We start from the raw sequence: 12,551 nt of genomic DNA, 5'->3' as shown, positions 1-12,551 counted from the left end.
GCGTGGTGGCTGTCCGAAGGGAGTGGTGCGGGTGTTGGGGACGCACGCGGTCGTGCTGGGCGGCGGGATGAGCGGGTTGATGGCGGCGCACGTGCTGGCGGACCGCTTCGAGCGGGTGACGCTGGTGGAGCGGGACCGCGGCGGGGGCGCCGATCCACGGCGCGGCGTCCCGCAGGGGTGGCATCCGCACGTGTTGGCCCTGAAGGCGAACGTCCTGTGGGAGCGCTTGTTCCCGGGGTTGATCGAAGAGCTCATCGCGAGCGGCGGGCTGCGCGTGGGGATGCTGGATCAGCACCGCATCATCTACTACGGCCGGCTCTTCCAGCAGTCGAAGAGCGACCTGGAGACGGTGTGGGCGAGCAGGCCGTTCCTGGAGGAGGGGATCCGGGCGCGGGTGCGCCGGCATGCGAACGTGTCGTTCCGGTACGGGTGGGAGGCGGCGCGGCCGGTCGCCGGGGCCGCCGGCCGGGTCTCGGGGGTGCGGGTCGTCCCCGTCGACGGCGGCGCGGAGGAGGAGCTTCCGGCGGAGTTGGTGGTGGACGCGACGGGCCGCGCGGGGCGCGCGCGTGGCTGGTTGCGGGAGTTGGGGTACGAGGCGCCGCGGGAGGACCGGCTGGAGGTGAACCTGGGGTACGCGAGCCGGTTGGTGGAGGGCCCGCCCGATGTGTTGGGGCACGACCGGTGCATTGCGATGGGGCCCCGATTGGACCGGCCGCGCGGCTTCTACTTCACCGTCCAGGAGGCTGGCCGGTGGACGATGACGGTCTTCGGCTACGGCGACCACCGCCCGAGCGTGGAGCCCGACCGTCTGATGGCCCAGGCGGCGGCGCTGGCCCCGGACGACGTGTGGGCGGCGATCCAGTCGGCGCACGTGGCGCCCGAGGTCCACTCGTTCCAGGTGCCGAGGACCTTCCGACGCCGATACGACCGGCTGTCGCGCTTTCCCGAGGGGCTTTTGGTGACGGGGGACGCGCTGGCGGTCCTCAATCCCCTGTACGGCACGGGGATGATGTCCGCGGCGGCGTACGCGATCGTCCTCGACCGCCGGTTGAGTGACGGGCTCGACAGGATCCACAGGGGGTTCTTCCGGGACGCGGCGCGGGTGGTGCGGGGACCGTGGTGGTTCTCCAGCATCTCGGATTCGTTCCTGCCGGGTGTGGAGGGCCTTCGGGTGCCGGGGACGAAGGTCGCCAAGTGGTACCTGCGCCGCTTGGTGACGGCCGCGGAGCACGACGCGGGCGTCGCCGGCGGCTTCGTGCGGGTGGCCGGCGCGCTCGACAGCCCCCTGTCACTGGCCCGCCCCACAATGCTCCGCCGCGTCTTGCGGCCCTAGGCCGCGTCCGCCGAGTCCCGCGTGGCCCGTGCGGCAGTGCCGCGCCTTGGCTGGCACGCTGGCGCCGTGGTGCGTGTGCAGTCATGGCGTCTACGGCCCGGTGGGGACCAACGCTCCGTCAGGGAAACCGCGGCTACGTCCCGAGGCCGTCAGCCGTGGTGGGTCGCTGCCCCGAGTCGCCGCGGGAGCGTGCCGGCGGCGGGAAGTAGCCCTTGGCTACGAAGAAGTCCACGTGCCGGCGGAACAGTTCGCGGGTCGCTTCGGGCAGTTCGATCCCGCTGCCCTCCAGCGCCTCCGCGGTCTCCGCATCGTCGACCGGCGGATAGAAGGCCGCGGGGTCCGCGGCCATCGCTTCGAACGCGTCGAGCAGCGGCGCCATCGCGTTCTCCGGGTCCGCCTGGGCCCGCCGGAGCCAGGGCTCCCAGTCCGTGTCGTCCAGGACGTACCCGTACGAGCGCAGCTCTTCGACCATGGCGGCCAGTGTGAGCCCGGTGTGCCCGCAGACGTGGAAGGTGCCGTCGCCGGTGCCTGGGCGGCGTGAGAGGTGCAGGATCGTCGCGCTGGCGTAGTCCACCGGCATCAGGCGGAACAGCACCGGAACGCGCGGCACCGCGCCGAGTTGGATGAGCCCCTTCAGGCTGAGCCACACGAAGTCGCGGGTCTGGCAGGCGCCGGTCGCGTGTTCGCCGGAGACGAGGTCGATCCGGTAGACGGCGACGGGTAGCCCCCGCCGCCGGGCGATGTCGACGATCCGTTCGGACACCCACTTGCTCTGGGTATAGCCGGTGGGCAGCGTTTCGCCGGGCCCGGTGGGGTCGCCGACGGCGATGGCCGTGCCGACGTCGGTGCGCCCCGCGTACACGCCGAGGGTGGAGACGTGGTGCACGGGGACGGTGCGGTGCCGGGCGGCGAGCCGGAGCACCTCCTCGGTGCCGGCCACGTTGGCCGCCCTGACGGTGGCGTACGGCTGGACCCAGTTGACGCTGGCCCCCGGGTGGTACACGGCGTCGACCGTACGGGCCAGTTCGTCGAAGCGCTCGGGGGCGAGGCCGAGCCCGGGCCGTGCGAGGTCGCCGACGACGACGGACAGCCGGGCGGGGTCGACCTGCCCCAGGATGCCGTACCACGCCAGGTTGGCTTCCAGCCGTGCGAGGCCCGCCGGCCCGTCGGCGGCGCGCACCAGGCAGTGCACGGTGGCGCCGGTCGTGCGCATCAGGTCCCGCAGCAGGTACGCCCCGAGGAAGCCGGTGGCTCCGGTGAGGAACACCTCCCGTGGGTGCTCCACCACGCGCAGTACTTCAGCGGCCGGGCGGACGTCGTCGGCGAGGGTGATATCCACCGCGAAGTCCACGGCGGGCACGGCGGGCACGGCGTCGGGAACGGCGGCGTCGCCCGGTGGGGGCAGGAGACCGGTCCGCAGGTGTTCGGCGAGGGTGGCCGCCGTGGGGTGGTCGAAGATCAGCGTGGTGGGCAGCCGCAGCCCGGTGCGGGACGCGAGCCGGTTGCGCAGTTCGACGGCGGACAACGAGTCGAACCCGAGGTCGACGAAGGACTGTCGTTCGGCGATGCCGTCCGGGTCGGGGCGGCCGAGGACGGCGCTCGCCTCCTCCTGCACCAGCGTCACGACGCGGCGGCGCTGCTCGGCCGGCGACAGCGCGGCGAGGCCGTCGACGATCGGGCCGCCGTGCGCGTCGTCGTTGCGCGCGGTGCGCCGGTCCGCGACGCGCACGAGTGACCGCAGCACGGTGGGCACGTCGCCGGGCCGGGCGCGTAGCGCCTTGAGGTCCAGGGGGGTGGCCACGGCCAGCGCGTGGCCCAGCGCCAGCGCGCGGTCGAGCATCGCCAGTCCTTCGTCGGACCCGATGGGCGGATAGCCGGCGCGGCTGATGCGCTCGACGTCCGCCCGCGTCAACTCGCCGGTACCGTCGGTCTGTTGCCACAGTCCCCAGGCGACGGACGTCGCGGGCAGGCCCAGGCCGGCACGGTGGGCGGCGAGCGCGTCGAGCGAGGTGTTCGCGGCGGCGTACGCGGACTGCCCGGCGCCGCCGATGACCCCGGCGAGGGAGGAGAACAGCACGAACGCCGACAGGTCCAGGTCCTTGGTGAGTTCGTGCAGGTGCCAGGCGGCGTCCGTCTTGGGGCGGAGCACGGCGTGCAGCCGCTCCGGGGTCAGCGCCGTGACCAGGCCGTCGTCGCGGGCGCCCGCCAAGTGCACCACGGCGGTCAGCGGACGGTCCGCGGGGATCGCGGCGAGGGCCCGGGCGAGCGCGTCGCGGTCAGTGGCGTCGCAGGCGGCGACGGTGACGTCCGCACCGAGTCGGGTCAGCTCGGCGCGGAGTTCGGCGGCGCCTGGGGCGTGGGCGCCGCGGCGGCTGGCGAGGAGCAGATCGGTGACGCCGTGCTCGGCGACGAGGTGGCGGGCGAGGAGGGAGCCGAGGGTGCCGGTGCCGCCCGTGATGAGGACCGTGCCCCTGCCGGTGCGCGGTCCGCTGCGGGCCTTGGGGTGCCAGGAGGGGGCTCGTGCGGTGTCGTGGGGCACGGCCACCCGTTGGAGCCGGGGCAGCAGTGTCCGGCCCGCCCTGAGGGCGACTTGGGGTTCGCCCGATGCGATGACCGCGGACAGCAGGAGGAGCCCAGCCACCTCCCCCACCGCGCCCTCTGCGTCCACGTCCACGAGGACGATGCGGCCCGGGTTCTCCGACTGGGCCGAGCGGATCAGGCCCCAGGCGGTCGACGCGCCCGGGTCGGGTACCTGCTCGCCGGGCCGTGCGGCGACCGCGCCGTGCGTCACCACCACCAGGGGCAGCGCCGCGCACCGCTCGTCGGCGAGCCAGGTACGGACCGCGGCCAGCGCCAGCCATGCCGCCCGGTGCGCGGCGTCGACGGGGTCTGCGGGGTCCGGTGACAGCACGTCCACGACGACGGCTTCGACGTCGGCTAGGCGTGCCGGGGCCGCTCCTTCGCCGTCCCATGCGGCGATGCGCAGGGGCGCGGCGGGCTGCACGAGGGAGATCGGGGTCCAGTGGCAGTGGAACAGCGCGTCGTGCGCGCGGCCCAACGACGTGCCGGCCGCTGCGCCGTCGGTTCGACCGGCGGTGAGCTGGGCGACGGCGGCGACGGGCTGTCCGGTGCGGTCGGCGAGGAGCGCGGACACGGTTCCGTCGGCGCGGCGGGTCAGTCGGGCGCGCAGCGCGGTGGCGCCGGTGGCGTACAGCTGGACACCGGCCCATCGGACGGCCGTGCCGCTGGTGCCGGGATGGTCGCTCGTCGCGAGGGCCGTGCGTGCCACGGCGTCGAGCAGAGTCGGGTGCAGCCCGAAGCGGTGGGCTTCTTCCTGCGCCGCTGCGGGCAGGGTCAGTTCCGCGTGGTGGACGGTGGTGTCGGGGCCGGCTCCGTCGGCGTGGCCCGTGCCCTCGCGCTGCTGCCAAAGGCCCGTCAGCGCCGGGAGGTCCATTCGCGCCGGGAGGTCCGCGTCCGTCTTCTCGGCGTCGGCCGGGGGCCAATCGCCGAGGGTGAAGGCGGGTCCGCGGCCCCGTGCGCTCAGGCGGGCCGTGGCGACGGCCGTCCACCGCACGTCCCCTTCTTCGGGGCGGGCGTGCACGGCGAGGGTCGCCCGGCCCTCGTCGTCGGGCGGGTCCATGGTGAGCTGGAGCTGTACGCCTCCGTTCGCGGGCAGTACGAGCGGCGCCCGGACGGTGAGTTCGTCGACGGCCGTGCAGCCGACGTCGTCGCCGGCGCGCAGCGCGAGTTCCACCAGGGCGGCGGAGGGCAGCGAGGCGCGCCCGGCGACCGCGTGGCCCCGGAGCCAGGGGTGGGTGTGGGTGGAGAGTCGGGTGGTGTAGACGGTCTGCCCGCTGCCGGCGACGGTGACGGCCGCGCCCAGCAGCGGATGTCCGGTCTCGCCCAGTCCGAGGCCGGTGGCGTCGAGCGTGCGGGAGCCGGTCGCGTACCAGTGCCGCCGCTGTTGGAAGGCGTACGTCGGCAGTTCGACCCGGCGTGCGCCGCGGCCTTCGTGCAGCCGTGCCCAGTCGACGGTCCCGCCGTGCACGTGGAGGGTGCCGAGGGAGGTCAGGAAGCGGTCCACGCCGCCGTCGTCGCGGCGGAGCGTGCCGGTGACGACGGCGTCGTCCCCCAGGTTCTCCTGGAGCGAGGAGGTCAGCACCGGGTGCGGGCTGATCTCGACGAACACCCGGTGGCCGTGGTCCGCAAGTGCGCGTGCGGAGCCGGCGAACTCGACCGTGCCGCGCAGGTTCGCGTACCAGTAGTCGGCGTCCAGCCGGTCGGTGTCCAGCCAGCCGCCGGTGACGGTGGAGAAGAAGGGGACGGTGCCCGGGCGGGGTCGTACGGGGGCGAGGGCGGTGCGGAGTTCGTCCCTGACGGGTTCCACGAGCGGGCAGTGGGAGGCGAAGTCGGACGTGCCCTTCTTGGTCCGTACGCCGTCGGCGGCGCACCGCGCGAGGAACGCGCCGACCGCGGCCCGGTCGCCGGCGACGATGACCGAGGTGGGGCCGTTCTCGACGGCGATCCACAGCCGTCCGGCCCACTCCTCGATCCGTGCGGCGGCTTCGGCGCGCGGCAGGCCGACGGCGGCCATGCCCCCGGTGCCTTGGAGCTTCAACGCGACGGTGCTGCGCAGGGCGACGACGCGGGCCGCGTCCGCGAGGGTGAGTCCGCCCGCGAGGTGGGCTGCGGCGACCTCGCCCTGGGAGTGGCCGACGACGGCCGCGGGTGCCACTCCGCAGGACCGCCACAGCCACGCGAGGGACACCGTGACCGCGAACAGCGCGGGCTGGACCACGTCGAGGCGCTGGAGGTCCGCCGCGCCCTCGGCTCCGCGCAGCACGTCTTCCAACGACCAGTCGACGTACGGGGAAAGGGCGTCGGCGCACTCCGCGATCCGGTCCCGGAATCCGTCGGAGGCGTCGAGGAGTTCCCTTGCCATGGCGGGCCACTGGCTGCCCTGGCCGGGGCAGACGAAGACGGTCCCGCCGAGTTCGCCGGGGCTGCCGACGGTCCTTCCTTCGACGACCAGGGGGCTTTCCGTGCCGTTCGCGAGGGCGTCGAGGCCGGCGAGCAGTCCTTCGCGGCCCGGGCCGCCGACCACGGCGCGGTATTCCATCGTCGTACGGGTCGTGGCGAGGGACAGCGCGACGTCGGCGCGGCGGGGGGCGGGGCCGGCGGCGTCGTCGGCGCCGGCGCCGGTGTCGGCTGCGATGGAGGTGTCTGCTGCGGCGAAGGCGTGGAGGCGGCGGGCTTGAGCCCGTAGTGCGTCCCGGGTCCGCGCGGAGAGCACCCAGGGGAGCGCGCTTTCGGGGATGGTTCGGACAGGTTCGGGGTGGGGCGGGGGCGTCTCCTGCGGTTCGGGCGGGGCCTGTTCGAGGACGACGTGTGCGTTGGTGCCGCTGGCGCCGAAGGCGGACACCGCGCCGCGGCGCGGTGCGCCCGTCGCGGGCCACGGCCGGGATTGCGTCAGCAGTCGGACGTTCCCCGCCGTCCAGTCCACCACGGGGGTGGGGGCGTCGACGTGCAGCGTCTTCGGCAGCACGCCGTACCGGATGGCCTGCACCATCTTGATGACCCCGCCGACGCCGGCCGCCGCCTGGGGATGTCCGATGTTCGACTTCAGCGAGCCGAGCCACAACGGTCGTTTGGCCGGCCGGTTTTGGCCGTAGGTCGCCAACAAGGCTTGGGCTTCGATCGGGTCGCCCAGCGGGGTGCCCGTGCCGTGTCCCTCCACGGCGTCCACGTCCGCCGCCGTCAGCCCGGCGTGTTCGAGGGCCTGTCGGATCACCCGTTCCTGCGACGGGCCGTTCGGCGCCGTGAGGCCGTTCGACGCGCCGTCCTGGTTCACGGCGCTGCCGCGCACCACGGCCGCCACCCGGTGCCCCAGACGGCGGGCGTCCGACAGCCGCTCCATCACGAGCAGTCCCGCGCCCTCCGACCAGCCGAGTCCGTCGGCGGCTGCGGCGAAGGGCTTGCAGCGGCCGTCGGGGGCGAGTGCGCGCGCCCGTGCCGCGTCGAGGTATCCGCCGGGGTGGGCGCAGACGTAGGAGGAGCCGACGAGGGCGAGTTCGGATTCGCCGGACTTCAGTGACTGCGCGGCCAGGTGGAGGGCGACCAGCGACGACGAGCAGGCGGTGTCCAGGGACACCGAGGGGCCTTCGAGTCCGAGTGCGTAGGAGATGCGGCCCGACGCCATGCAGCTGAGCTTGCCGGTGACCTGGTAGCCCTCGACCTCCGGCGGGCAGTCCAGGTCGAGGTAGCTCTGTTCCACCAGTCCTGCGAAGACGCCGGTCCTGCTGCCCTTCAGGGTCGTTGGGTCGATGCCGGCGTGTTCCAGGGCTTCCCACGCGGTTTCCAGCAGCACCCGCTGCTGGGGGTCCATGGCTCGTGCTTCGCGCGGCCCGATGCCGAAGAACGCGGCGTCGAAGCGGGTCGCCCCGGTCAGGAAGCCGCCGTGCCGGATGTAGATCCGACCGGGTTCGGCGGGGTCGGGGTGGTACAGCGCGTCGAGGTCCCAGCCGCGGTCGGTGGGGAACTCGGTGATCGCGTCGCGCTCGTCGACGACGAGTCGCCACAGTTCGTCGGCGGTGTCGGCGCCGGGGAAGCGGCAGGCCATGCCGACGATCGCGACGGGCTCGCCGTTGGCCGCTTCCAGTTCGGCCACCCTCCGGCGGGACTTCTGGAGGTCCGTGGTCACCCACTTCAGGTACTCGACCAGTTTCTCTTCGCTCGGCATCGGAACCAGCGTCTCCTTGGGTGGGTGGGCGCGGTGACCTGCGGCCTCAGTTCGCCTCGCGCCCCAGTTCGCGGTCGATGAAGTCGAGGACCTCGTCGGCGGACGCGTCGGCGATGCCGGTCACCGGGGCGGGGGCGGCGGCGCCGTCGGGGGGCGGGGCGACCTTGGCGAGCAGCACCCGCAGCCGCTCGGTGACGGCGCCGCGGTCCACCGCGTCGGGCCCGGCGGCCGAGAGCGCCGCTTCGAGTTCGGCCAGTCCGTCCAGGACGGTGGTCGCTCCGGGCGACTGCGCCGGGGCGGTCAGGGCGAGGAGGTGGCGTGCGAGCGCCATGGGCGAGGGGTGGTCGAAGGCCAGGGTCGCGGGCAGCGGCAGACCGGTCTCCGCCCTGAGCCGATTCCGTAGGTCGATGGAGGTCAGCGAGTCGAAACCCAGCTCCTGGAAGGGGCGTTCGACCTCGACGGAGCCGGGGTCGCCGTGGCCGAGCACGTCGGCGGCCCGGGCGCGGACCAGGTCGAGCACGATGCGGTGCCGCTCGTCTTCGTCCGCTCCCGCCAGCCGGCGCGCGAGGGTTCCGGGCGCGGGCTCCGTCGCCGGCGCCCCGCGCGCCGGTTCCGCGGCGAGGTCGCGCAGCAGCGCCGGCAGGAGGCCGCGGGCGCCCGTCGCGAGGAGGTCCAGGGAGGCGGCGACGTACCCGCCGCCCGGCGCGGCAACGGACAGCGCGGCGTCGAAGAGCGCCGTGCCCGTGCGGCGTGACAGCGGTCGGTAGCCCTGGTGGCGGAGGCGGTGCGCGGCGGTGGCACCGTCCGGCTCCGTTCCGTTCGTGAGGTCCCGGGGCTCCCAGGGCCCCCAGGCGATCGCGGTCGCGGGCAGTCCGAGGGCCGTGCGGTGTCCGGCAAGGGCGTCCAGGTAGGCGTTCGCCGCGGCGTGGTCGGCGCGGCCGGGGTCGCCCAGGGCGCCGGTCGCGTCCGAGAACAGCACGAACGCCGTCAGGTCGAGGTCGCGGGTGAGGTCGTGCAGGTGCCGTGCGCCGTCGGCCTCGGGGCGCAGTGCGGTGTCGAGCCGGTCCGGGTCGAGCGCGTCGACCGGCGTTTCGGCGCGCCCGTCGTCCGGAGTGTGCGGGACGTGTACGACGGCGGTCAGCGGGTGCTCGGGCGGGATCGCGGCCAGCACCCCGGCGAGCGCCGCCCGGTCGCCGACGTCGCAGGGCGCGAGGTCGGCGTGCGCGCCGAGGGCGGCGAGTTCGGCCCGCAGTTCGTGCGCTCCGTCGGCCTGTGGCCCCCGTCGGCTGACGAGCAGGAGGCGGCGTACGCCGTAACGCTCCACCAGGTGGCGGGCGAAGAGACGGCCCAGGGCTCCGGTGCCGTCGGTGATCAGGACGGTGCCGCCGGGGTGGAAGACGGGGACGGGGGCCGGCGTGGTCTTGGTGGCGAAGCGGTCGAGCCGTGGGACCAGCAGCCGGCCGTCTCGTGCGGCGGTCTCGGGTTCACCGCAGAGGACGGCCGTGGTGAGCGTGGCGAGCGGGATGCCGCGCCAGACGGCCGATTCAAGGTCGGTGCCGACCTCAGCGTCGACCTCAGCGTCGACGTCGGTGTCGGTGTCGGTGTCGATGAGCACGATCCGGTCCGGGTGCTCGGCCGCGGCCGAGCGGAGCAGGCCGCGGGCGGTCGCCGCCACGGGGTCGACGTCGTCCGTCGGATCGGTCTGTGCACCGCGGCTGGTGACCACGACGAGCCGGCTCCGGGCGTGCCGTTCGTCGGCGAGCCAGCCCTGGACCAGCGCGAGCGCACGGCGCGCGGCGGTACGAGCACCTGCCCCGGTACCCGTATGGGCGGTACGCGGCCAGGGGACCAGGACGGCGTCCGGCACGGCCCTCGGGTCAGCGGATCCGTCGTCCGATGAGGGCCCGGCGAGGTCGGCGACGCCGTCGCCTTCCCCGAGCACGGCCCAACGGACGGCCTCCTCGGGCGGCGCTCCGACCAGTGGCCGCCACCCGACGCGGAACAGCGCATCGGCGTTGGCGATCGAGGCGGCGGCCAGCTCCGCATCGGAGACCTCCCGGTAGCCGACCGAGGCGGCCGTGGCGACCGGTTCGCCCTGCCCGTCCTCCAGGCGCACCGCAACCGTGTCCTCCCCGGTCGCCGTCACCAGCGCCCGTACGGGAACGGCGCCGGGCGTGTGGATCCGCACCCCCCGCCACTCGGCGGGCAGCAGCGCCGCGCCCTCGCCGGCCGTGAACGGATGGTGGCGCAGTGCTTCGTCCCAGAGCGCGGGGTGCAGCGCGTAGCCGTCGCCAGCCGGTTGGTCCGGCAGCGGCACGGAGACGGCTCCGGCGGGTGGCGTCGCAGCGGGCGGCGGCTCGTCTTCCGGCCCCAACGCGCCGTCGGCGTGCAGGGTCCAGGGCGCTTCGGCGGATTCGCCCCGGGCGTGCACGGTCAGGGAGCGGCCCCGGGGACCCGCCGTGCCCGGTGCGCCCACCGTGACTTGGAGGTGGTTCTCCTGCCGGGCGGACAGGAGCAGGGGGACGTGCAGTACGAGGTGTTCGACGGTGGGCGCGCCGACCTGCTCGCCGACGTGCGAGGCCAGCTCCACCAGTGCCCCGGCCGACAGTTCGCCGTCCCCTGGGCCGTGGCGCTCCGCGAGCTGCCGCAGGGCCCGGGACGACACGCGTCCGATGAACAACGTGCCCTTCCCGTCGGCCAGTTCGACGGCTTCGCCGAGCAGGGGGTGTCCGGTCGGGTGCGCACCCGGTCCGTCGACCGGGTCGCGTCCGGTGTCGGGGCCCAGCCAGTAGCGTTCGCGTTGGAAGGCGTAGGTGGGCAGTTCGACCCCGCGGGCTCCGCTGCCCGCGAAGAACTTCCGCCAGTCGACCGGGACGCCCGCGGCGTGCAGCATGCCGAGGCCCTGCACGACGGTGCTGGACTCCGGCCGGTCGCGGCGCATCAGGGGGACGGTGAGAGGGGCGGTGCGGGAGAGGGTGAGGGCGGCGGGGGGACTGTCCCGATCGCCGTCGAGGGCCGTCTCGACCATCGCGCTCAGGGTGCCGCCTGGTCCGACCTCCACGAAGGTCGTCGCGCCCGCCCGGGCGACGGCGTGCAGCCCGTCGGCGAACCGGACGGTCTCACGGACGTGCCGTGTCCAGTAGTCCGGGCTGGTGAGGAGGGTCGCGTCGGCGAGTTCGCCGGTGAGGTTGGAGACGAGGGGCGTGTGCGGGGTCCGGTAGGAGAGTCCGGCTGCCACCTCGTGGAACTCGGCCAGCATGCCGTCCATGCGCGCCGAGTGGAAGGCGTGGGAGACGGTGAGGCGTCGGGTCCGCCGGCCTCGTGCGGCGAGCGCCTGCGCCACCGCACTGACGGCGTCGTCGTCGCCGGAGAGCACGATCGCACGGGGTCCGTTGACCGCGGCCACCGAGGCCCGGCCCGACCACGGCACCAGCAGAGGTGTCGCCTCGTCATCGCCCGCCTCCACGGCGACCATCGCACCGCCGTCGGGAAGGGCCTGCATCAGCCGGGACCTGGCGCACACCAGGGCCGCCGCGTCCTCCGGCGTCAGCAGCCCGCTGACGTGCGCCGCGACCAGTTCGCCGATCGAGTGCCCGGCCACGAAGTCGGGCCGTACGCCCCAGGAATCCAACAGCCGGCAGAGGGCGACCTCGACGGCGAAGAGTGCGGGTTGGGTGAACTCCGTACGGTCGAGGAGGGCGGCTTCGGGTGTTCCTTCGGGGGCGAAGAGAACGTCAAGGAGGGGGCGGGGCAGTCCGCCGTCGAGCAGGGCGCACACCTCGTCCAGGGCCCGGGCGAAGACGGGAATCCGCTCGTAAAGTTCGCGGCCCATGGCCAGCTGCTGGCTGCCCTGGCCGGGGAAGAGGAACGCGGTCCGACCTCGGCCGCGTGTGCCCCGGAGCACGTCAGCGCCGGGGCTTCCGGCCCCCAGCGCTTCGAGGCCGGCCAGCAACTCGGCCCGGTTCCGGCCGAGGACGACGGCGCGGTGGTCCAGTGCGGCACGGGCGGTGGCGAGCGCGTACGCGACGTCGAGCGGGTCCTCGGACGCGGCAGCCACGTGCGCGTGCAACCGTCGGGCCTGTTCCGTCAGCGCCTGCGGCGAGCCGGCCGACACCAGCCAGGGGAGCACGGGGAGGCCGGCGCCGTCAGGGGCGTCGTCTCGGGGTTCGGTCATATCGACCCGTGTGGTGGGGGTGGGGGGTTGTTCGAGGATGACGTGGGCGTTGGTGCCGCTGATCCCGAACGAGGACACCCCCGCACGACGCGGCCGACCCTCCACCACCTCCCACGACCGCGCCTCCGCCAACAGACGCACCCCACCCGAACCCCAATCCACATGCTCGGACGCCACCTCCGCATGCAACGTCCGCGGCAACACTCCATGCCGCATCGCCTCCACCATCTTGATCACCCCACCCACACCCGCCGCCGCCTGCGCATGCCCGATATTCGACTTCAACGACCCCAACCACAACGGCC

The 12,551-nt window shown here is 74.4% G+C and carries 3 protein-coding genes; 1 reads left to right on the top strand and 2 read right to left on the bottom strand.

All coding sequences use genetic code 11. From position 1 onward, the window contains the following. The first annotated feature begins 31 nt into the window (after positions 1-31). On the top strand, positions 32-1,333 hold the full coding sequence (locus ABZ842_RS29375; protein ID WP_361543234.1) for an NAD(P)-binding protein: 1,302 nt from the start codon (positions 32-34) through the stop codon (positions 1,331-1,333). A gap of 133 nt (positions 1,334-1,466) precedes the next feature. Here ABZ842_RS29375 and ABZ842_RS29370 read toward each other — a convergent pair whose 3' ends face one another. Both ABZ842_RS29370 and ABZ842_RS29365 read right to left on the bottom strand, forming a co-directional pair. Beyond that, positions 1,467-8,072, bottom strand: coding sequence for a thioester reductase domain-containing protein (locus tag ABZ842_RS29370; protein WP_361543232.1), 6,606 nt, complete (start codon positions 8,070-8,072; stop codon positions 1,467-1,469). A gap of 46 nt (positions 8,073-8,118) precedes the next feature. After that, positions 8,119-12,540, bottom strand: coding sequence for a type I polyketide synthase (locus ABZ842_RS29365; protein WP_361543431.1), 4,422 nt, complete (start codon positions 12,538-12,540; stop codon positions 8,119-8,121). Positions 12,541-12,551 lie beyond the last annotated feature (11 nt).

It is taken from the genome of Streptomyces sp. NPDC047315 (assembly GCF_040643215.1).
GTDB lineage: Bacteria > Actinomycetota > Actinomycetes > Streptomycetales > Streptomycetaceae > Streptomyces.
Note: the sequence above shows the minus strand (reverse complement) of the source record. Positions and strands in the feature narration are given on the sequence as shown.

What these genes read in the sequence shown, in the direction of transcription:
- ABZ842_RS29370 (WP_361543232.1), bottom strand. Translation starts at nt 8,072, where the DNA reads ATGCCGAGCGAAGAGAAACTGGTCGAGTACCTGAAGTGGGTGACCACG.